Origin of the sequence: Allokutzneria oryzae, from assembly GCF_042429765.1 — a bacterium.
GTDB lineage: Bacteria > Actinomycetota > Actinomycetes > Mycobacteriales > Pseudonocardiaceae > Allokutzneria > Allokutzneria oryzae.
Window position 1 is genome coordinate 95,537 of the sequence record NZ_JBHLZU010000026.1, and the last position, 20,569, is coordinate 116,105.

The 20,569-nt window shown below is 69.5% G+C and carries 19 protein-coding genes; 13 read left to right on the forward strand and 6 right to left on the reverse strand.

The features are described 5' to 3' along the window. The first annotated feature begins 10 nt into the window (after positions 1-10). The 3 genes from ACFFQA_RS28920 to ACFFQA_RS28930 are packed head-to-tail and all read left to right on the forward strand — an operon-like array spanning position 11 to position 3,032. On the forward strand, positions 11-949 hold the full coding sequence (locus ACFFQA_RS28920) for a hypothetical protein (protein WP_377859085.1): 939 nt from the start codon (positions 11-13) through the stop codon (positions 947-949). Between the two features lie 36 nt (positions 950-985). Then, the gene (locus tag ACFFQA_RS28925; protein ID WP_377859088.1) at positions 986-2,014 is read left to right on the forward strand and encodes a YdcF family protein; all 1,029 of its coding nucleotides are present in this window, start codon (positions 986-988) and stop codon (positions 2,012-2,014) included. A 7-nt stretch (positions 2,015-2,021) separates the two neighbouring features. Continuing rightward, positions 2,022-3,032, forward strand: coding sequence for a YdcF family protein (locus ACFFQA_RS28930; protein WP_377859091.1), 1,011 nt, complete (start codon positions 2,022-2,024; stop codon positions 3,030-3,032). 190 nt (positions 3,033-3,222) lie between these two features. Here the strand turns inward: ACFFQA_RS28930 and ACFFQA_RS28935 are convergent, their stop codons facing one another. Continuing rightward, complete coding sequence (locus ACFFQA_RS28935; protein ID WP_377859094.1) at positions 3,223-4,395, reverse strand: PQQ-dependent sugar dehydrogenase; 1,173 nt, start codon at positions 4,393-4,395, stop codon at positions 3,223-3,225. Between the two features lie 2 nt (positions 4,396-4,397). Next, positions 4,398-5,336, reverse strand: coding sequence for an alpha/beta fold hydrolase (locus ACFFQA_RS28940; protein WP_377859097.1), 939 nt, complete (start codon positions 5,334-5,336; stop codon positions 4,398-4,400). A 54-nt stretch (positions 5,337-5,390) separates the two neighbouring features. On the opposite strand from ACFFQA_RS28940, the gene ACFFQA_RS28945 reads away from it, so the two are divergent. The 3 genes from ACFFQA_RS28945 to ACFFQA_RS28955 all read left to right on the forward strand — a co-directional run bounded on the left by ACFFQA_RS28945 (position 5,391) and on the right by ACFFQA_RS28955 (position 9,785). After that, complete coding sequence (locus ACFFQA_RS28945; RefSeq protein WP_377859100.1) at positions 5,391-6,314, forward strand: 2-hydroxyacid dehydrogenase; 924 nt, start codon at positions 5,391-5,393, stop codon at positions 6,312-6,314. A gap of 171 nt (positions 6,315-6,485) precedes the next feature. Further along, positions 6,486-9,137 (forward strand): GH92 family glycosyl hydrolase, encoded by a 2,652-nt coding sequence (locus ACFFQA_RS28950; RefSeq protein WP_377859103.1) that lies wholly within the window; start codon positions 6,486-6,488, stop codon positions 9,135-9,137. Between the two features lie 72 nt (positions 9,138-9,209). Continuing rightward, positions 9,210-9,785 carry a DoxX family protein gene (locus ACFFQA_RS28955; protein WP_377859104.1) on the forward strand — a complete coding sequence of 192 codons (576 nt, stop codon included), beginning with the start codon at positions 9,210-9,212 and terminating at the stop codon, positions 9,783-9,785. A gap of 51 nt (positions 9,786-9,836) precedes the next feature. On the opposite strand, the gene ACFFQA_RS28960 is transcribed toward ACFFQA_RS28955, so the two are convergent. The 3 genes from ACFFQA_RS28960 to ACFFQA_RS28970 form a co-directional block, all read right to left on the reverse strand. Then, positions 9,837-10,241 carry a type II toxin-antitoxin system PemK/MazF family toxin gene (locus ACFFQA_RS28960; protein ID WP_377859107.1) on the reverse strand — a complete coding sequence of 135 codons (405 nt, stop codon included), beginning with the start codon at positions 10,239-10,241 and terminating at the stop codon, positions 9,837-9,839. 120 nt (positions 10,242-10,361) lie between these two features. Beyond that, entirely contained in the window at positions 10,362-12,200 is a 1,839-nt protein-coding gene (gene ilvD, locus ACFFQA_RS28965; RefSeq protein ID WP_377859110.1) for a dihydroxy-acid dehydratase, read from the reverse strand. A gap of 33 nt (positions 12,201-12,233) precedes the next feature. Continuing rightward, on the reverse strand, positions 12,234-12,653 hold the full coding sequence (locus ACFFQA_RS28970; RefSeq protein WP_377859113.1) for a PH domain-containing protein: 420 nt from the start codon (positions 12,651-12,653) through the stop codon (positions 12,234-12,236). Between the two features lie 289 nt (positions 12,654-12,942). Here ACFFQA_RS28970 and ACFFQA_RS28975 point away from each other — a divergent pair, with 289 nt between their 5' ends. From ACFFQA_RS28975 to ilvC, 3 genes are read left to right on the forward strand one after another with little or no spacing between them, the layout of a single operon-like run. Continuing rightward, a complete protein-coding gene (locus tag ACFFQA_RS28975) occupies positions 12,943-14,778 on the forward strand; it encodes an acetolactate synthase large subunit (RefSeq protein WP_377859116.1) in 1,836 nt (611 codons plus the stop codon). Continuing rightward, the gene (ilvN, locus tag ACFFQA_RS28980) at positions 14,778-15,284 is read left to right on the forward strand and encodes an acetolactate synthase small subunit (RefSeq protein ID WP_030429086.1); all 507 of its coding nucleotides are present in this window, start codon (positions 14,778-14,780) and stop codon (positions 15,282-15,284) included. The genes ACFFQA_RS28975 and ilvN overlap by 1 nt, the downstream gene beginning before the upstream one ends. 60 nt (positions 15,285-15,344) lie before the next feature. Then, positions 15,345-16,358 (forward strand): ketol-acid reductoisomerase, encoded by a 1,014-nt coding sequence (gene ilvC, locus ACFFQA_RS28985; protein ID WP_377859120.1) that lies wholly within the window; start codon positions 15,345-15,347, stop codon positions 16,356-16,358. 228 nt (positions 16,359-16,586) lie between these two features. Here the strand turns inward: ilvC and ACFFQA_RS28990 are convergent, their stop codons facing one another. Next, a complete protein-coding gene (locus tag ACFFQA_RS28990; RefSeq protein ID WP_377859122.1) occupies positions 16,587-17,036 on the reverse strand; it encodes a hypothetical protein in 450 nt (149 codons plus the stop codon). A gap of 257 nt (positions 17,037-17,293) precedes the next feature. On the opposite strand from ACFFQA_RS28990, the gene ACFFQA_RS28995 reads away from it, so the two are divergent. From ACFFQA_RS28995 to serA, 4 genes are all read left to right on the forward strand, one after another. Further along, a complete protein-coding gene (locus ACFFQA_RS28995; RefSeq protein WP_086819731.1) occupies positions 17,294-18,142 on the forward strand; it encodes a helix-turn-helix domain-containing protein in 849 nt (282 codons plus the stop codon). 20 nt (positions 18,143-18,162) lie between these two features. Then, the gene (locus ACFFQA_RS29000) at positions 18,163-18,366 is read left to right on the forward strand and encodes a DUF397 domain-containing protein (RefSeq protein WP_377859892.1); all 204 of its coding nucleotides are present in this window, start codon (positions 18,163-18,165) and stop codon (positions 18,364-18,366) included. A 26-nt stretch (positions 18,367-18,392) separates the two neighbouring features. Next, positions 18,393-18,668 carry a DUF397 domain-containing protein gene (locus tag ACFFQA_RS29005; protein ID WP_377859125.1) on the forward strand — a complete coding sequence of 92 codons (276 nt, stop codon included), beginning with the start codon at positions 18,393-18,395 and terminating at the stop codon, positions 18,666-18,668. 254 nt (positions 18,669-18,922) lie between these two features. Further along, positions 18,923-20,521: a phosphoglycerate dehydrogenase gene (serA, locus tag ACFFQA_RS29010; protein WP_377859128.1), complete on the forward strand. Its 1,599-nt coding sequence runs from the start codon at positions 18,923-18,925 to the stop codon at positions 20,519-20,521. The last annotated feature ends 48 nt before the right edge of the window (positions 20,522-20,569 follow it).

Below are 20,569 nucleotides of genomic sequence, written 5' to 3' on the forward strand. Positions count from 1 at the left end.
GGACAAAGCCATGCCTGACCGGCTTCGCGTGACGCGGCTCGTGATCGGTTGCGCGGCGGCGCTGTGCACCGTCCCGTACCTCACGCTCAAGATCCTGTGGTTGACCGGCAACGGCGTCGGCTTCGTCGACTCGGCCGTGGTGAGCGAGCCGAGCATGCTCGTGCTCAACGCCGTGACGGCCGCCATGGACATCGTCGCGATCGTGGTCGCGCTGGCTTTCACCCAGTCGTGGGGCATGCGGCTGCCCGCATGGCTCGTGGTCTTCCCCATGTGGGTCGGTACGGGCCTACTCGGGGTCATCGCGGTGGCGCAGCCGATCTCCGCCCTGGGGGGTGAGGTCTCCACGGGCACCGGACCGGTGCAGCCGTGGGTCTACACCGTTGTCTACTCGGGATTCACCGCGCAGGGCGTGTTGCTCGGAGCCGCCTTCCTGTTCTACGCCCGCACTCGTTGGGCCGTTCTTTTCGTTGCGGGACAAGCGAAGTCCTCCGGCACGCGGAGGTTGCAGATCGGCCTGGCCAACCTCGGCTCTGCGCTCGCGGTCGGAGTCGCCGTGGTGTACCTGGTGCGCATGGTCGGCCTCCCCCTCGGGATGCCTGCTGAAGCGTTGGCGCACATGAACTTCGCTGCCGGAGTGAGCAACGCCGTCTACGGGCTGAGTGCGCTGGCGGGAGCCGTCGGGGTGCAGCTGGTGGTGCGCGGCCGAAGCGGCTGGACCCCGCTCGTGCTGGCGTGGGTGGGCAGCGGGGGGTTGTTCTCGTGGGGGATGTGGAGCATGGTCAACCTGCTCGGCGGCACGGTTCTCGGCGTTGGGCGGGTCATCGCGCTCGACGCGTTCACGGAGTTCGCCAGGGTGCTCGCCGGGACGCTGCTCGGTGTGCTGCTGCTGTTCGTGATGGTGGAGCGCCTCGCGGCGGCGAAGAAGACCCGATCGGTGGTACCGGCCTGAATCCGGCCCCGGCCGCAGATCAACTACCTTCCTCGCATGGACAAGGTCACCGGCCTGATGACGGTGTGGTTCGGGATCGGTGGACTGTGGTTCATCGCGTTCCTGATCGGTGTGCTCGTGGACCGGCGACGACTGCGCAACGGCGTGTACCTGGTGATCTCGTTGGGCTTCTTCGGGATCGGCGCACTCATGGCCCTCGGCCTCGCGTGGCCGAAGGTGGGAGCCGCGCTGGTGATCCTGCTGTTCGCGGGCAGTCCGCTGCTCGTGGTCGGGCTCGCGGTCTTCCTGGTCCTCAACGGGATCACCATGCTGCGCAAGGAGGGCAGGCGGCTGGCCAACCTGCTCTCGTTGCTGCTGGGCATCGGCATCTTCGCGTTCCTGCTGCTGATGTCCGTCGCGCAGGGCAGCGGCAACGTGGTGTTCCAGGTCGCGATGGGCTCGGTGGCCAGCGTGCTCTTCTACATCTCCTTCGTCTTCGCCTGCTTCCTGCTCTACTCGATCTTCTACGGCCGCATCGGTCACCGCCGCGACCTCGACTTCGTCATCGTGCTGGGCGCGGGGCTGATCCGAGGCAGGGTCTCCGCGCTGTTGAGGGGGCGACTGGACCGGGCGCGCGTGGTCTACGACTCGCTGGTGGCGGGCGGCCGGGAACCGATGATCATCACTTCGGGTGGGCTCGGTGTGCACGAGGAGCGCTCCGAGGCGCGGGCGATGGCGGACTACCTGGTGGAGAAGGGGGTCCCGGAGGACCGCATCCTGTTGGAGGAGGAGTCGAGGACGACGCTGCAGAACTTGAGGTTCAGCCGGGAGATCATGGTTGCCCGCAAGCCCGACTACCGCTGTGTGGTGGTCACCAGCAACTACCACGTGCTGCGTGCGGCGCTGCTCACCCGCAGGGCCGGGCTGAACGGCCAGGTCGTCGGTTCCCGCACCGCGAGGTACTTCTGGCCGAGCGCGATCCTGCGGGAGTTCGTGGCGATCCTGGTGGACAACAAGGTGAAGAACGGCGTGGTCTGCCTGCTCCTCGCGCTGATGGGACCGCTGACCCTTCTCGTGCTCGGATAGGCAGCGGGTGGACAAGTACGACGGTTTGGCAACGTTCCTCTACGTCGCCTCCGGGGTGTGGTTCGTCGCGTTCGCGGTCGGCGTTGTGATCGACCGGCGACGACTGCGCAACGGCGTCTACCTGGTGATCGCCCTGGGTTTCCTCGGGGTCAGCGCGCTGCTGAAGCTCTCCATCGCTTCGCCGGAGACCGCGGGCGCGCTGGTCGTCCCGCTGCTGCTCGTCAGCCCGGTGCTCACGTTCGGGCTCGCGGTTTTCCTGATCCTGAACGGCATGCTGGTGCTGCGCAGGGAAGGCTGGCGGCTGGCGAACCTGCTCTCCCTGTTGCTGGGCATGGGAATTCTCGGCTTCATGGGGTTCGCGGCATTCGCCGTGACCGTCCACGCTCCGGTCGTTCGGGCAGCCATCGGCGCGGTCGCGGGCGTGCTCTGCTACTTCGCGTTCGTCTTCGGGTGTTTCCTGCTGTACTCGGTTCTCTACGCGCGCATCGGGCACCGGGGCGGTGCGGACTTCGTCGTGGTCCTCGGCGCTGGGCTCAACGGGGACGAGGTGCCCGCGCAGCTGGCCGGGCGGCTCGACCGGGCCCGTGAGGTCGCTGACTCGCTGGCGGTCCCCACGATCATCGTCTCGGGTGGGCAGGGACCCGGTGCGGAGCGTTCCGAGGCGCGGGCGATGGCGGACTACCTGGTGGAGAAGGGGGTCCCGGAGGACCGCATCCTGTTGGAGGAGGAGTCGAGGACGACGCTGCAGAACTTGAGGTTCAGCCGGGAGATCATGGTCGCCCGCAAGCCCGACTACCGCTGCGTGGTGGTCACCAGCAACTACCACGTGCTGCGTGCGGCGGTGTTCACCCGTCGTGCCGGAGTGACCGGCCACGTCGTCGGCGCGCCCATCGCCGCGTACTTCTGGCCGAGCGCGTTCCTGCGGGAGTTCGTGGCGATCCTGGTGGACAACAAGGTGAAGAACGGCGCGTTGTGCGTCCTGTTCGCGTTGCTCGGGGCATTGGCGCTGAAGAACTAGTCGACGCCCGCGCCGCCGCTGCCGTGCTGCGCGAGCTGGCTGGCGTGGTCGGGATTTTCGCGTTTTGTCACCTTGATGCGCGAAAGAGCGCTCCATTTTCGCATTAAGGCTACAAAACGCGAACCAGAGGGCGTGCGTGGTGAGGGCGCCAGGGGGTGGTGAGGTGGTGCTACCACTCCCAGGACACGACCTAGTCGACGCCGGTGCCGCCGCCGCTGTCCGGCGGGATGATCAGCGCGCGGTCGTCGCTGGAGACCGGCTTGCCGCCGCTGTCCTTGTTCGTCGTGCCGACCCACCACTGCTCTTCGGGACCGAGGTCGCCACCGCGGATCCGGCCGAACTCCTTGAAGCTGACCCTGGGCTGGCCGGTGAACGCGCCGGTCGGGGCCATGGCGAGGTCGGCGACGCCGGTGGCGTTCTCCAGCGCGACGCCCAGCCCGGTGCTCTTGGCCGCGCAGCCGCCGACCCCCGGCTTGTCCGGCCAGGTCCACGCGGGCGCGGAGAGCTGCTGGCCGAGGGTGAGCTTGAAGACGACGTCGCGGTCGGGCTGCCGGTCGGTGATCCAGATCAGACCGGTCAGCGACGTGCAGATCCCACCGGGGGAGTACAGCCCGGAGGCGATGACCGCCGAACCACTGTTCGGGTTGCCCTCGGCGGGCTTGCCGGAGGGGTTGATGCGCAACAGCTTCCCGGCGAGCGAACCGGAGTCGGCGCCCGCGCCCGCGTTACCCGCGTTGCCGGTGGCCACCAGCAGTGCCCCGCTGCGGTCCCTGATCAGCGCGCCCGCGTTGTTGGACGAACCGCGCGGGATCCCGGTCAGCACGGGCTTCGGCACGTCCTTCGCGGCGAAGCGCACCACGCGGTTGTCGCTGCCGGTGGTGATGTAGGCGTAGATCAGGTTGTCCTCGCGGTACGTCGGGGACAGCGCGAGGCCGGTCAGCCCGCCGCCACCGGTGGAGTCCACCGGCAGCGTGGTGACGAGCTTCGCGTCCTGCGAGCCCTCCTCCACGCGCAGCACCCGCCCGGTGGTCCGCTCCGCGACCAGCGCGGACTTGCCGTCGGGCAGCACCGCGACGGCCGACACCGGGCTCAGGCAGGTCGCGACGACGTTGGTGTTGTAGTCCTTGCAGCCCTCGGGCGGCTTCACCGGAGCGCTCGGCTGCTGTCCCGGCCGCTGACCGCCGCCGCCCCCACCGCCGGGGACCTGCGGGTTGGGCCCGGCTTGCGGTTCCAGGTGCGGGCGCTCGGTCCACTGCGCCTTCGTCTGCTCCGGGAAGGTCGCGCAGCCCGCCGCGAGCACGCCGAACACGGAGGCCACGGCCACCAGCGCCGTGCCTCGGGAACGCCTGCGGAGGGTTGTCACGGTCAACCAGGGTAGGCGTCCGCCGGTGAACCCGGGGTGAGTGGGCGCGGGTCGGCGTAGTCGAGTGCGTCACGCACCGCCGCGGCCCGCTCCACCAGCAGGTCCAGCTCCTCGGCCACCACGTCCGGCGCTTCGAGCGGCACGAAGTGGCTGCACGGCAGTAAGCGCAGCCGCGCCTGGGGCAGCGGCCCGGCCGCCGACCACGTCTCGCGCGGATCGGCCAGCAGGTCGAAGCGCCCGGCGAGCACCGTGACGGGACACGACACGGAGCTGATGTCCTGCCTGCCGGTGTCGCCCAGCGCGAGCGCCAGGGTGAAGAACCAGTGCCAGTCGTGTCGCAGGAACCGCTCAAGCAGGGCGCGGACAGCCTGCGGATCGCTGTCCGGCAGCATCAGCCCGCTGTGCCGCAGCAACGTCGTGCCGAGCTCGGTCACCGGCAGCCGGTGCAGCACGGCGTCGAGCACGGGGCTCGCCCAGCGCAGCGCGTGCGTCCCGCCGAGCGCGATCGCCCTGCTCACCGCCTTCGGCAGGCCCAGAACGCCGAGCACGTCGTCGAAGAACGCGCCGGGAGCCCCACCGACCAGCATCAGCCCGGCGACCCGGTCGGGGTGGCGGCGGGCCAGCTCGGTGGCGACGGTGACCCCCAGCGACCAGCCGACGACCACGCACCGGCGGACCCCGGCGTCGTCGAGCACCGCGATCGCGTCGTCGACGTGGTCCGCCAGCCGGATCCGGCTCTCGTCGGCGGGACGGGGCGAGTCGAAGGTGCCGCGGTGGTACCAGCTGTGCACCCGCACGGTGGCGTCCGGCCGCACCAGCGCGGGCCACGCCTCGGCCATCGTGCCCAGTCCGGGGCACAGCAGTACCGGTGGACCGGCGGAGCCGCTCCGCCACGCCCTGATCTTCGTGCCGTCCGTGCCGGACACCCAGCGCTCTTCCATCGCCACGAAGTGTGCCGCACTTCCCGGACGGGCGCAGGCACCGGGGCGGGTAACGTGCCGTCCGTGACGCTCACCGTGCTCGTACCCGATGACCACGGCGTCGAAGCTCTGTCCACTGTGGATGGAGTTCGCGCGGTGGTGCTGGACGCCGAGAACCCCGACCCCGCCCAGCTCGCCGAGGCCGACGTCTTCGTCCCGCCGTTCCTCTCGGTCGGCAAGCTGGTGCACCTGATGGAGCGGATGCCGAAGCTCAAGCTGGTCCAGCTCCTCACCGCGGGCGTCGAGGCGTGGATCGGCCATCGCCCGGAGGGCGTGCTGCTGTCGAACTGCCGGGGCGCGCACGGAGGCAGCACCGCGGAGTGGGCCTTCGCCGCCCTGCTGTCGATCTACCGCGACCTCCCGGCCTTCGACGAGGCGCGGCGGGCTGGGGAGTGGGCCTTTCACGTCACGGACACGATGCAGGACAAGCGAATGCTCGTGGTGGGCGCGGGCGACCTGGGCCAACAGCTCCGCCGCCGCTTCGACGCCTTCGACGCGCACACCACCCTCGTCGGCACCCGCGCGCGGGACGGGGTGCACGGCGTCGACGAGCTGCCCGGCCTGCTCGGTGAGCACGACGCGGTGATCATGGTCGTCCCGATGACCGACCAGACGCACCACATGGTGAACGCGGAGTTCCTGGCGCACATGCGCGACGGCGCCATCCTGGTCAACGCGGCCCGTGGTCCGGTGGTGGACACGGACGCGTTGGTGGCGGAGCTCAACAGCGGGCGCCTCCGCGCGGCGTTGGACGTCACCGACCCGGAACCGCTGCCACCGGGCCATCCACTGTGGACGGCGAAGAACCTGGTGCTCACCCCGCACGTCGCGGGAAGCGTGACCGGCCGCTCAGAGCGCGCCTGGGCAATCGTCGCCCGCCAGATCTCCCTGTACGCCGCAGGCAAGCCCCCCGAGAACCTCATCCGCGGCCCCTACTAGCGCCCCTACCGGCCATTCGCGGGCTTATGGACGTCTTTTGGCGCTCAAACACGTCCATAAGCCCGCGAATGGCCGCCCGGTTTCACCGGATTTGGCCTAGAGAGGGGTGCGGAGGGGTTGGGAGGATGTCAGGGCTGACAACGTTGTCACCTCTGCTCCGAGGAGTACGGCATGCGCGGCGCCCGTCCAGCTCGTCTGCCCCTTGTCCTCGCCGCCGTCGGCTCATTGCTGCTCGGTGGCGCCCAGGCTCCTGTGTTCGCCGAGCCAGCGCACAAGGCGATCAGCGACCCGGCCCAGTACGTCAACCCGTTCGTCGGCACCAAGCCCGGAGGCCCTGACTTCGGCCACGGTGGCGGCGCGGGCAACACCTTCCCCGGCGCGGACGCGCCGTTCGGCATGCTCCAGTGGAGTCCGGACACCGTGACCCACCAGCACGGCGGCTACCACTACGAGGACAACCGCATCCGTGGGTTCAGCCTCACGCACATCTCCGGGCCGGGGTGCAGCGACCACGGCAACATCCCGTTCCTGCCGATCCTCGGTGACCAGCCCGTGGAGCACCACACGTTCTCCCACGCCAACGAGACCGCCGCACCCGGCTCGTACGCGGTGCGCTTCGACAACGGCATTCGCACCGAACTCGCCGCGACGCAGCGCTCCGGGATCGCGCGCTTCACCTATCCAGCAGGGCAACGCGCATCGTTGACCGCGGACGCGGCGCGCGGCTTCAACCCCGCCAGCGGTGCCATCACCATCGGCGCCAACACGCTCAGCGGCTTCACCGACAGCGGTGGGTTCTGCGGCACCGGCAACCGATACCGCTTGTACTTCCACGCCACCTTCGACCAGCCCTTCGTCCAAGCCGGTGTGGTCGGGACCGACGGCAAGGTTGACCGCACGCGTAGGAGTGTGCAGTCCACTAAAGACGCTCCGGCCGCCAAGGCGCTGGTTTCCTTCGGCGCGGCAACGGTGACCGCGCGGGTCGGCATCTCCTACGTCAGCCTCGACGGAGCCAAGGCCAACCTCGTCGCCGAGCAGGGCAGCCGCACGTTCGAGCAGGTTCGCGACGGCACAAGGGCCACGTGGAACGAACTGCTCGGCCGGATCTCGGTCACCGGGGGCACGGACACGCAGCGCAGCAGGCTCTACACGAACCTGTACCACTCCTTGTTGCACCCCAACGTGTTCAGTGATGTGAGCGGCGAGTACATCGGCTTCGACCGTCGCATTCACAAGCTGCCGCCGGGACGCGTGCAGCACGCCACCTTCTCCGGGTGGGACGTCTACAGGTCGCAGGTGCAGCTTGTCGCGCTACTCGCGCCCAAAGAAGCCTCCGACATCGCCCAGTCCGCAGTGAACCAGGCGACACAGGGCGGCTACTTCGACCGGTGGACCGTGGCCAACGGCGGCACGGGCGTGATGAACGGCGACCCCATGTCCATCATCGTGGCGAACATGCACGCCTTCGGTGCCACGGACTTCAACACAGCAGACGCGTTGCAGCGCATGGTCACTGGCAGCCGTGATCCGCGTCAGCGCCCTGGACACGTCCAGTACGACGGACAGAGCTACATCCCCGCGGGCACTGGCGGCGTATGGGGCACGGCGTCGACGACGTTGGAGTACACGAGTGCCGACTTCGCTGTCTCCCAGTTCGCCGCGCGGATCGGTGACACGGCGACGCACGACCTGTTCCTGCGGCGAGCGCAGAACTGGCGCAGTCTGCTCAACTCCGGCATCAAGACCATTCAGCCTCGCAACGGCGACGGGACCTGGCCCGCGTTCACGCCGACGCAGGAGAACGAGTACGTCGAGGGCAATGGAGCGCAGTACTCGTGGATGGTGCCCTACAACCACCGCGGGCTGTTCGACGCGATGGGCGGCAACGCGGCGGTGCTGCAGCGGTTGGACGCCTTCTTCGCGGAGCTCAACGCGGGGCCGAAGAAGCCCTACGCGTACTTGGGCAACGAGCCGACGCTGAACACACCGTGGGCCTACGCGTATGCCGGAGCGCCTTATAAGACGCAGGACATCGTGCGCCGCGCACTGACGAGCATCTTCAAGCCCGCTCCGGACGGATACGTCGGCAACGACGATCTCGGTCAGATGGCGTCGTGGGGAGTCTGGGCGGCGTTGGGCATGTACCCCGAAGCGCCGGGCCGTAGTGAGCTCGTGCTGGCCAGCCCGCTGTTCCCGGAGATCACGATCACCAGGGGCAACGGCGTGACGATCAAGATCACCGCACCGCAGGCGAGCGAGGCCAACAAGTACGTGCAGAGCCTGCGCGTCAACGGCCAGACCTCAACCAGGCCATGGGTCGGTGAGGACATGGTCCGCAACGGCGGCACGCTCGACTACGCCCTCGGTGCGAGCCCGAACACCGCGTGGGGTTCGGCGGCTGCGGACGCACCGCCGTCCTTCGACGTCGGACCAGCGCAACCGCGCACCGGGCCGATCACCGGGCTGGCGTCGAAGTGCGTCGACGTCAACCAGGGCGCTACTGCCGACGGGACCAAGGTCCAGCTCTGGGACTGCGACGGCGGCACCGCGCAGCAGTGGACGTTCGCTTCGGACGGAACGGTCCGCGCGCTCGGCAAGTGTCTGGACGTCAGCAACAGCGGGACCGCGAACGGCACGAAGATCCAGCTGTGGCAGTGCAACGGGACTTCGGCGCAGCAGTGGTGGCCGAAGGCGGACGGCGGCCTGGTGAGCCCGATGTCCGGTCGCTGCCTCGACGTTCCGAACAGCGTGGTCGCCAACGGCACGCAGTTGCAGATCTTCGACTGCAACGGGACCGGGGCCCAGATCTGGCGCACCCCCTAGGGGACAACTCCGGGGCGACACTTGAGGGGAAGCGGTCGCCCCGGAGGCGTCGATCACTTAGCGTTGGGCGCTGTGAGCACTAACGGAGAGTCGGCGTTCGGTCCCAGCTCCACCAGCAGCGCCAAGTCCGGTGAGATCCGTCCGTTCACCTGGACGGCCGGTGCGGACTTCGGGCAGCTGGTTCTGCGGTTCGCGCTGGGCGGCACCTTCATCGCGCACGGCGCGCAGAAGGTCTTCGGCGCGTTCGGTGGACCCGGCATCAGCGGATTCGCGCAGTTCCTGCAGAGCAAGGGGTTCACCCAGACAACGCTGCTGGCGTGGATCACCGGCCTGACCGAGCTCGTCGGCGGCGCGCTCGTGGTGGTCGGCCTGTTCACCCCGCTCGCCGCGGCCGGGCTGCTGGCGATCATGATCAACGTGGTCGCGCTCAAGTGGGGCGGCGGGTTCTTCCTCGGCCAGCAGGCGGCGGGCTTCGAGTTCGACCTCGTCCTCGGCGCGATGGCCGCGGGGCTGGTGCTGACCGGGCCGGGACGGCTGGGCCTGGACACCGGGTTCTTCTGGTCCCGCAGGCCGCTCGGCGTCGGGGTGGGCTGCCTGGTCATCGCCGTGGGCTCGGCCCTGCTGACCCAGCTCGTGCTCCGCGCCTGACCCCGTCACGAGAGAACCCGAGGCACCGGAGTGCCTCGGGTTCGTCGTTCGTCAGCGCCAGCCGTAGCGCTTGCGCAGCGCGATGGCCACGCGGGTGAAGCGGTCGGACTCCAGGATCGCGCCCTCGCGGCGGATGTCGTCCTCACCGAGCTCGAAGAGCCGGTCCAGCCGGAGGTAGGACGCTCGCCCGGAGCGGTCCCACGCGCCAACGCCCAGTTCGAGCCAGTCCTGCTCCTCGTGGTCGTCCGGCACCTGGCTGGAGAGCATCATCGCGTGCAGCATCGCGCCGTCGCGGCCCACCACGAGCAGCGGCCGGTCCTTGCCGCGCGACGGGTCCTCCTCGAAGGGCACCCAGGCCCACACCACCTCGCCCGGATCGGCCTGACCGTCCAGGTCCGGCGCGTAGACCAGATCGGTCGCCCGCTCCCGGGTCGGCACCTCGCGGACTTTCTTCACTTGCTGCTGTTGATCACCAAGCACCCCCGCAACCTACCGCCGCCCCACCCACGGCCATTCGCGGGCTTATGGACCTTTTCGAGCGCGCTCAGCGGTCCATAAGCCCGCGAATGGCGGGAATTAGAGGCGGCGGACGGCGCCGGTGGAGGCGGAGGTGGCGAGCTTCGCGTAGGCCTTGAGGGCCGTGGAGACCTCGCGCTGGCGGTCCGCGGGCTGCCAGGGCCGCTCGCTCGCCTCCATCTTCGCGCGGCGCTCGGCGAGGACTTCGGCGTCCACCAGCAGTTCGAGCTTGCGCTCGCGGACGTCGAGCAGGATCTGGTCGCCGTCGTGCACCAGGCCGATCAGCCCGCCGTCGGCGGCCTCGGGGGAGATGTGGCCGACCGAGATGCCGGAGGAGCCACCGGAGAACCGGCCGTCGGTGATCAGCGCGCAGAGCTTGCCGAGACCGGAGCCCTTCAGGAACGCGGTGGGGTGCAACATCTCCTGCATACCGGGGCCGCCGGAGGGACCCTCGTAGCGGACCACGATCACCTCGCCCGCCTGGACCTCCTTGTTCAGGATCGCCGAGACGGCCTGCTCCTGGCTCTCCACCACCCGCGCGGGGCCCTGGAAGTGCCACAGCTCCTCGTCGATGCCCGCGGTCTTGATCACCGCGCCGTCCTCGGCGAGGTTGCCGTAGAGCACCGCGAGCCCGCCGTCCTTGGTGTAGGCGTGCTCGAAGTCGCGGATGCACCCGCCGGCGGCGTCAGTGTCCAAGGAGGACCAGCGGTTCTCGGTGGAGAACGCCTGCGTGGTGCGCACGCCGCCCGGCGCGGCGTGGAACAGCTCCACCGCCTCGGGCGATGGCGACTCGCCCCGAATGTCCCACGTGGACAGCCACTGCTCCAGCGTGGGGCTGTGCACGGAGTGGACGTCGCGGTGCAGCAGCCCGGCGCGGTCCAGCTCGCCGAGGATCGCCGCGATTCCGCCTGCCCGGTGCACGTCCTCCATGTGGTAGTCGGAGTTCGGCGAGACCTTCGACAGGCACGGAACGCGCCGGCTGATCGCGTCGATGTCGGCGAGGGTGAAGTCGATCTCCCCCTCCTGCGCCGCGGCCAGGATGTGCAGCACGGTGTTGGTCGAGCCGCCCATCGCCACGTCCAGCGCCATGGCGTTCTCGAACGCCTTCCTGTTGGCGATGTTGCGCGGCAGCACGCTCTCGTCGTCCTGCTCGTACCACCGCTTCGCGAGCTCGACGACCGTGGTTCCCGCGCGCAGGAACAGATCACGCCGCGCCGCGTGGGTGGCCAGGGTGGAACCGTTGCCCGGCAACGACAGGCCCAGCGCCTCGGTGAGGCAGTTCATCGAGTTCGCGGTGAACATGCCGGAACAGGAGCCGCAGGTCGGGCAGGCCGAACGCTCCACTTCGGACAGTCCGGCCTCGTCGACCGCGGAGCTGGCGGACGCGGCGATCGCGGTGATCAGGTCGGTCGGCGCGTGCGCGACACCCTCGACGACGACGGCCTTGCCGGCCTCCATCGGTCCGCCGGAGACGAAGACGGCGGGGATGTTCAGCCGCATCGCGGCCATCAGCATGCCCGGCGTGATCTTGTCGCAGTTGGAGATGCAGACCAGCGCGTCGGCCTGGTGGCCCTGCACCATGTACTCGACGGCGTCGGCGATCACCTCGCGCGAGGGCAGCGAGTAGAGCATCCCGCTGTGCCCCATGGCGATGCCGTCGTCCACCGCGATCGTGTGGAACTCGCGCGCGACCCCGCCCGCCTCGCGCACGGCGCCCGCGACGAGCTCGCCCATGTCCTTGAGGTGCACGTGGCCCGGCACGAACTGGGTGTAGGAGTTGGCGATCGCCACGATGGGCTTGCCGAAGTCCGAGTCGGTCATGCCGGTGGCGCGCCACAGCGAGCGGGCGCCTGCGGCGTTGCGGCCGTGGGTGGTGATTCGGGAACGCAGCGGGGGCACGGCCCCTCCTTAAGCGGGAACTACGAGCGGGAACTACTTGTCTGTCTCTTCGGTGTCCGTCGAGGTTACGCCGGGGTCGGGCGTCCGCTCGGCGGTCGCGCTGGGATCGGGCACCACGCCACCGCTGGCCTCGGCGAGGGCGGGCAGATCGCCGAGCCGCACCGCGGGCAGGGTCAGCTCCTCGCCGCCGTTGAGCACGAGGCCGACCTTGTCGGGCCGTCCCAGGTGCAGGGAGGCCACCTCGCTCCACTCTATGCGCCGTGAGCGCAGGGCGGTGCGCACGACCACCCCGTCCGAGCCCGCGACGGTCCGCTTCCGCAGCACCGTCCAGACCAGCGCGAGCGGGATGAGGTAGAGCGCCTGGAGCCCCGGCGCGCCGAAGGCGACCGGCGTCATGCAGAGCGCGAGCAGTGCGATCGGCAGCAGCGCCACTCTCGGGAGTTGGAAGACCACGTCACACATGCTCCCACCTGCGGACGAGCTCCTTCGTATCCCCCAGTCGTGTCCAGCATGCGGGAGCGGTGTCCCGCAGAGTTGACGCTGCTACGCCGTTGGCGCTAGCGTCGTCCGCGTGCTGCTGCGCAACATTCCGTTCATCGGAGTCCTCGTACTTCCCAGGCGCGTCGACGCCTAGGGAAGTCTTCGTCGACGCGCCACCCTCGTACGGCCCACCAACGGCCGACGAGGGTTTTTTGTTGCCCGGACAGCCCCAAGTCAACTCGACACCAACGAGGCAGACACGATGACCAGCGCCACATCGCGACCGGCAGCGGTGCCCAAGGCACCGCAGAATCCCCAGGGTGCGCGCCCCCGCCCCGCGCCTCCGAGCGGGGCCCCGATCCGGGTCACCGGTGCGCAGTCCCTTGTCCGCTCCCTCGAAGCTGCCGACTGCGAGGTCGTCTTCGGCATCCCGGGTGGCGCCATCCTGCCCGCCTACGACCCGCTGCTGGACTCCACCAAGGTGCGCCACATCCTGGTGCGCCACGAGCAGGGCGCCGGCCACGCCGCCACCGGCTACGCGCAGGCCACCGGCCGCGTCGGCGTGTGCATGGCGACCTCGGGCCCCGGGGCGACCAACCTCGTGACCCCGCTGGCCGACGCCTACATGGACTCCGTCCCGGTGGTCGCGATCACCGGTCAGGTCGCGCGGTCCTCGATCGGCACCGACGCCTTCCAGGAAGCCGACATCTGCGGCATCACCATGCCGGTGACCAAGCACAACATCCTGGTGACCGACCCGCTCGACATCCCGAGGGCGATCGCCGAGGCGTTCCACATCGCCTCCACCGGCCGTCCGGGGCCGGTCCTCGTCGACCTGCCCAAGGACGTGCTGCAGGCCAACACCTCCTTCTCCTGGCCGCCGGAGATGAAGCTGCCCGGCTACCGCCCGACCGTGCGCCCGCACGGCAAGCAGGTCCGCGAGGCCGCCAAGCTGATCGCGGCGGCGCAGCGCCCCGTGCTCTACGTCGGCGGCGGCGTGCTCAAGGCCCAGGCGTCGGCGGAGCTGCTGGAGCTGGCCGAGTTCAGCGGCATCCCGGTGGTCACCACGCTGATGGCGCGCGGCGCGTTCCCCGACTCGCACCACCTGCACCTGGGCATGCCCGGCATGCACGGCACGGTCGCCGCGGTCGCCGCGATGCAGCGGTCGGACCTGTTGATCACCCTCGGCGCGCGCTTCGACGACCGGGTCACCGGCCAGCTGGACTCCTTCGCCCCGGAGGCGAAGGTCGTGCACGCCGACATCGACCCGGCGGAGATCTCCAAGAACCGCCGCGCCGACGTGCCGATCGTGGGTGACTGCAAGGAGGTCATCTCCGAGCTGATCGACGCGGTGCGCACCGAGTTCGAGACCGGCCGCGCCGACCTCGCGTCGTGGTGGCAGCAGCTGGACTCCTGGCGCGAGACCTTCCCGCTCGGCTACGAGGAGCCCACCGACGGCACCCTGGCCCCGCAGTACGTGATCGAGCGGATCGGCGCTCTGGTCGGGCCGGACGCGGTCTACGCGGCGGGCGTCGGCCAGCACCAGATGTGGGCGGCGCAGTTCATCCGCTACGAGAAGCCCCGCACGTGGCTGAACTCCGGCGGCCTCGGCACGATGGGCTACGCGGTGCCCGCGGCGATGGGCGCCAAGTACGGCCAGCCCGACCTCCAGGTGTGGGCGATCGATGGTGACGGCTGCTTCCAGATGACCAACCAGGAGCTGGCCACCTGCGCGATCGAGGGCATCCCGATCAAGGTCGCGGTGATCAACAACGGCAACCTGGGCATGGTCCGGCAGTGGCAGAACCTGTTCTACGACCAGCGGTACTCCAACACCGACCTGGGCACGCACAAGCACCGCATCCCGGACTTCAAGCTGCTGGCCGAGGCGCTCGGCTGCGTCGGCCTGCGCTGCGAGTCCAAAGAGGACGTCGACGCGGTGATCGCCAAGGCGATGGAGATCAACGACCGCCCCGTCGTGATCGACTTCGTGGTGGGCAAGGATGCCCAGGTGTGGCCGATGGTCGCCGCGGGCACCGGCAACGACCACATCATGGCCGCGCGCGGCATCCGTCCGCTGTTCGAGGAAGATGAGTGATGAGCAGGCACACACTGAGCGTGCTGGTCGAGAACAAGCCGGGTGTGCTCGCCAGGGTCGCAGGGCTGTTCTCCCGCAGGGGCTTCAACATCGAGTCCCTCGCCGTCGGCCCGACCGAGCACGTCGAGGTCTCCCGGATGACGATCGTGGTCTCCGTGGACGAACTACCGTTGGAACAGGTGACCAAGCAGCTCAACAAGCTGGTGAACGTCATCAAGATCGTCGAGCTCGACCCGCCGACGGCCGTGCAGCGCGAGCTGCTGCTGGTCAAGGTCAGGGCCGACGCGACGGTGCGCAGCCAGGTGCTGGAGACCGTCCAGCTGTTCCGGGCCAAGGTGGTCGACGTCTCGCCAGAAGCGGTGACGGTCGAGGCCACCGGCACCGCCGACAAGCTCAACGCGCTGCTGCGCATGCTGGAGCCGTACGGGATCAGGGAGATGGTGCAGTCCGGCATGGTCGCGATCGGCCGGGGGGCCCGATCCATCACCGCCGCCGCCGTGCGCTGAGATCTTCCTCGTCCTGCCCGTAGTTGTGAGTCGTACATGATGGAAGGACCACCGAGCACCATGTCCGTGGAGATGTTCTACGACGACGCCGCCGACCTGAGCGTGATCCAGAACCGCAAGGTCGCTGTGATCGGCTACGGCAGCCAGGGCCACGCCCACGCGCTGAGCCTGCGCGACTCCGGCGTCGACGTCCGGATCGGCCTGCCCGAGGGCTCGAAGTCCCGCCCGAAGGCCGAGGAGGAGGGGCTGCGGGTCGTCACGCCCGCCGAGGCCGCCGCCGAGGCCGACGTGATCATGATCCTGATCCCCGACCACAAGCAGCGCGACCTCTACACCACGGACATCGCGCCGAACCTGAAGGACGGCGACGCGCTGTTCTTCGGCCACGGTCTGGCGATCCGCTTCGGCCTGATCACCCCGCCCGCCAACGTGGCGGTGGCGATGGTCGCGCCGAAGGGCCCGGGTCACCTGGTGCGCCGCCAGTTCGTCGACGGCAAGGGCGTGCCCTGCCTGATCGCGGTCGAGCAGGACCCGGCCGGTGACGCCCAGGCGCTGGCGCTGTCCTACGCCAAGGCCATCGGCGGCACCCGCGCCGGTGTCATCAAGACCACCTTCGCCGAGGAGGCCGAGACCGACCTCTTCGGTGAGCAGGCCGTGCTCTGCGGTGGTGTGGCCTCCTTGGTGCAGAACGGTTTCGAGGTGCTGACCGAGGCGGGCTACGCCCCGGAGATCGCCTACTTCGAGTGCCTGCACGAGCTGAAGCTGATCGTCGACCTGATGTACGAGGGCGGCATCTCGCGGATGTTCTACTCGGTCTCCGACACCGCGGAGTACGGCGGTTACAGCCGCGGCCCGCGCGTGGTGGACGCCCGCGCCAAGGAGGAGATGCGCAAGATCCTCGCGGAGATCCGCAGCGGCGAGTTCGCCAAGGAGCTCGTCGCGGAGATGGACGGCGGCCGCCCGACGTTCACCAAGTACCGCCAGGAGTCCGCGGAGCACCCGATCGAGCAGACCGGCAAGAAGCTGCGCGACCTGATGTCCTGGGTGGACCGCCCGATCACCGAGACCGCCTGATCTCTCTCCCGCACGAGGGGGCGCCCGGAGACACTCCGGCCGCCCCCTCGTCCTTTTCCCGGCCATTCGCGGGCTTATGGACCTCTCCGGAGCTCCGAACACGTCCATAAGCCCGCGAATGGCAGGGAAGGGAGTGGGGGGACTGTCCTGGTGGGACGGTCCACTGTGGTCTCTTTGCATCTCGCAGCCCTTGCCGACGGCGCGAGTTTTGCAGGGTGCACGAAGCAGTTAGGCCGTGCAGCGGCGCGGGATCCGCAGGGTGTCGTGCAACGGGGAACCGTCCCGGCCCGCCTGGGGGGAGGAGGGGTCGAGCCGGGACGGTCCCTCGACGGTGGTGTCGGGAACTACGCACAGCTGCGCGTAGGCGATCCACCATGTCGCGCACGGCCACCGTCCGTCCCGCCAGCCCGTGCCACACAGCCGGCAGCGGGGCCGCCTGCGACCGGTGCTGCGGTGCTGCGCCAACAGGAACTGCCAACCACGGACCGTGCGCAGAAGCGCGTTCTCGGCGAGCTCGTCGGGCTGCCGCAGCGCCAGCGACTCCATCTCCGCCAGCTTCGTGGCCACCTCGCGGTAGCAGTCGCGGCCCTCCACGGAGCAGTCGCTCGGTGCCTCACGCACGTCCAGCAGCGACTTCCCGGGCAACCACACGACCCCCACCTGCTCCCGCTCGTCCATGCTGGGGATGATCTCTCCAACTCCGGAGAGCGACCCCGTGCACACTTAGCGTGCAAGACGTTCTCGGAGAAATGCAACGTACATCCTGCGAATGACACGATTGGGTGAGACTGTGCTCGGCAGTAGGACAAGCGATTGCCACCCGTTCCCCGCCGCGGGCACACTTCGGCGAGTTCCCGCCGAGGCGTGTTTTGGACGATCCTGACCGTATGAAGGTCGATCGGGACCACGCATCGTCATTACTGGAGAGGGAGACCGTGACTGCCGGCCACAGCCCTACCGTGCGGCGTCGCCGGTTGGCATCCGAACTGCGTCGTTTACGCGAAGCCGCCGGGCTGACCTGCGAGGACGTCGCGGGGCACCTGGAGTGCTCCGCCGCCAAGGTGAGCCGCATCGAGACCGGGCGCACGGGTGTCAACCCGCGCGACGTCCGCGACATGCTGCAGCTCTACGGCGTCGAGGGCGATCGCCAGGACGCATTGGTCGAGCTGTCCAGAATGGCCAGGCAAAAGGGCTGGTGGCACAACTACAGCGACGTGCTGACCGGTGCGTTCGCCGGAATGGAGGCCGAAGCCGCCTCGATCCGGTGCTACCAGGCGCAGCTCGTGCCCGGCCTGCTGCAGACCGAGGACTACGCCAGATCCGTCTTCCGCGCGGTGCGGCCCAAGGCCGACACCGACGACGTGGAACGCCGGGTGGCCGCGCGCAGAGCGCGGCAGTCCATCCTCGAACGCGACCAGCCGCCGAAGCTGTGGATGGTCATCGACGAGGCGGTGCTGCACCGCAAGGTCGGCGGGGACGAGGTGATGCGCGAGCAGCTCGACTACCTGGTCGAGATGACCGCGCAGCCGAACATCGAGCTTCAGGTCCTGCCCTTCGGGGTGGGTGCCCACGCGGCAGCGGACGGGCCGTTCGTGATCCTGGGCTTCCCGGATCCGATCGACCCGACCGTGGTCTACCTGGACACCCTCACCAGCGGTCTGTACCTGGAGAAGCCAGAGGAAATCCGCTGGTACAGCACGGTATTCGATCACGTACGGGCGGCGGCGCTCGGCACGGAGGAATCCGTCGCGCTGATCGCCTCTAGGGCAAAGGAGTTGTCGTGAGCGTCGAGCGGAGTCGGGGGATGTTCACGAGCCTTTCTGGTTCGGAATGGCGCAAGAGCAGCTACAGCGGTGGGGGCAACGACTGCGTGGAGGTGGCCTACACCGCCACCGCGGTCGGGGTGCGGGACTCGAAGAACCCCGCGGCCGGGACACTGGTTTTCACCGAGAACCAGTGGCACGGCTTCCTCACCGGAGTTCGTGACGGTCGCTGGCACGGCCAGTGACCGTTGACTGTGAGGACGGTCTCATCGTGAGCGAGAGCACGTCCGGGGTCAGGACCCGGCCCGTCGACGACAAGGCCGACATCCGGGACCAGCTCGACTTCTCCGGGGCGCACTGGAGCGGCGACGACAGCTCGGTCGGCGGCCGTGTCGAGATGACCCAGATCCACCACACCGACGGGGTCACCTACACCTGTCTGCGCCACGGCGACGATCCGCACGGACCCGTACTCGTCTTCACCCCCGGCGAGTGGGACGCGTTCGTGGCGGGCGCCAAGGACGGCGAGTTCGACAAGCCCTTCTGACAGCGCGAGGAACACGAGAGCAGCGGGCGGCCCGGGAGCGACGGGCCGCCCGCTCCCGTTGGGGACCACACCCGGCACCTCGGGCGCCGCAACCGTCCGGGCACGCAGCGTGGTGCGGTTCGGATCACTCCGGACTCCCGAAATGCGCGTGTAACCCCGCAGATACACTGCGGGTTCTCCGGGGCACAACGCGGTGGCCCGCTGCTCGACTTCCTGGCCCGCGTGGCCATGCACCCATCTCCTGGAGAGCATCTGTGAGCAAGTCACCTCGTCCCGTCGTCCTGATCGCCGAGAAGCTGGCGCCGTCCGTGCTGGATGTCTTCGGTGACGAGGTCGAGGTCCGTCACGTCGACGGCACCGACCGCCCCGCCCTGTTCGCCGCGCTCGCCGAGGCGGACGCGCTGCTCGTGCGCTCGGCCACCCAGGTCGACGCCGAGGCGCTGGCCTCAAGCAACCGCCTCAAGGTCGTGGCGCGGGCCGGTGTCGGCCTGGACAACGTCGACGTGCCCGCGGCGACCACCCGCGGCGTGATGGTGGTCAACGCGCCCACCTCCAACATCGTCTCCGCCGCCGAGCACGCGGTCGCGCTGCTGCTCGCCGTCGCCCGCCGCATCCCCGAGGCCGACGCGAGCCTCAAGGACGGCAAGTGGAAGCGCAGCTCGCTCGGCGGTGTCGAGCTCAACGGCAAGACCGTCGGCGTCATCGGCCTCGGCAAGATCGGCCAGCTCTTCGCCAGCCGCGTCGCCGCCTTCGGCGTCAAGCTGATCGCCTACGACCCCTACGTCTCCCCGGCGCGCGCGGGCCAGCTCGGCATCGAGCTGGTCAGCCTGGAGGACCTGCTCGCCACGGCCGACGCGATCTCCATCCACCTGCCGAAGACCCCGGAGACCAAGGGCCTCATCGGCGCCGACGAGCTGGCGAGGACCAAGAAGGGCGTGCTGATCGTCAACGCCGCCCGCGGCGGCCTGATCGACGAGGCCGCGCTGGCCGACGCCGTGCGCTCCGGTCAGGTCGGCGGCGCGGGCGTTGACGTCTTCGCCACCGAGCCGTGCACCTCCAGCCCGCTGTTCGAGCTGGCCAACGTCGTCGCCACCCCGCACCTGGGTGCCTCGACCACCGAGGCGCAGGACCGCGCGGGCACCGACGTGGCCCGCTCGGTGATCCTGGCGCTGCGCGGCGACTTCGTCCCGGACGCGGTGAACGTCCAGGGCGGCGGGATCGTCGGCGAGGAGGTGCGGCCCTACCTGCCGCTCACCCAGAAGCTCGGCACCGTCCTGTCCGCGATCAGCGCGCGTCCCCCGGCCGCCCTGAACATCGAGGTCCGCGGCGAGCTCTCCAACGAGGACGTCAAGATCCTGCCGCTCGCCGCGCTGCGCGGGCTGTTCACCGGCGTGGTCGAGGAGCAGGTCACCTTCGTCAACGCCACCAAGCTGGCCGAGGCGCGGGACGTGGCGGTCGAGCTGACCACCGAGTCGGAGAGCGCCAACCACCGCAGCCTGGTGACCCTGACCGCGGTGCAGGCCGACGGCACGCGCATCAGCGTCTCCGGCACGCTCACCGGCCCCAAGCAGGTCGAGAAGCTGGTGGAGATCAACGGCCGCCACTTCGACCTGCGCGCCGAGGGCAACGTGCTGCTGCTGGAGTACCCGGACCGCCCCGGCGTGATGGGTGCCGTCGGCACCCTGCTCGGCGAGGCGGGCGTGAACGTCGAGGCCGCGCAGATCAGCCAGACCACCGACGGCGCGGACGCCACCATGCTGCTGCGGGTGGACCGCCCGGTCGACAACGGCGTGCTGGAGCCGATCGGCGCCGCGGTCGGCGCCCGCATGGCCCGCTCGCTGTCGTTCGACTGAGCACCGAGCGCTTTCCGCGCGAGGGGCGGTTTCCCGGACGGCCGGGGG

What these genes read in the sequence shown, in the direction of transcription:
- ACFFQA_RS28920 (WP_377859085.1), top strand. Translation starts at nt 11, where the DNA reads ATGCCTGACCGGCTTCGCGTGACGCGGCTCGTGATCGGTTGCGCGGCG.
- ACFFQA_RS28925 (WP_377859088.1), top strand. Translation starts at nt 986, where the DNA reads ATGGACAAGGTCACCGGCCTGATGACGGTGTGGTTCGGGATCGGTGGA.
- ACFFQA_RS28940 (WP_377859097.1), bottom strand. Translation starts at nt 5,336, where the DNA reads ATGGAAGAGCGCTGGGTGTCCGGCACGGACGGCACGAAGATCAGGGCG.
- ACFFQA_RS28950 (WP_377859103.1), top strand. Translation starts at nt 6,486, where the DNA reads ATGCGCGGCGCCCGTCCAGCTCGTCTGCCCCTTGTCCTCGCCGCCGTC.
- ACFFQA_RS28975 (WP_377859116.1), top strand. Translation starts at nt 12,943, where the DNA reads ATGACCAGCGCCACATCGCGACCGGCAGCGGTGCCCAAGGCACCGCAG.
- ilvN (WP_030429086.1), top strand. Translation starts at nt 14,778, where the DNA reads ATGAGCAGGCACACACTGAGCGTGCTGGTCGAGAACAAGCCGGGTGTG.
- ilvC (WP_377859120.1), top strand. Translation starts at nt 15,345, where the DNA reads ATGTCCGTGGAGATGTTCTACGACGACGCCGCCGACCTGAGCGTGATC.
- ACFFQA_RS28990 (WP_377859122.1), bottom strand. Translation starts at nt 17,036, where the DNA reads ATGGACGAGCGGGAGCAGGTGGGGGTCGTGTGGTTGCCCGGGAAGTCG.
- ACFFQA_RS29000 (WP_377859892.1), top strand. Translation starts at nt 18,163, where the DNA reads ATGTTCACGAGCCTTTCTGGTTCGGAATGGCGCAAGAGCAGCTACAGC.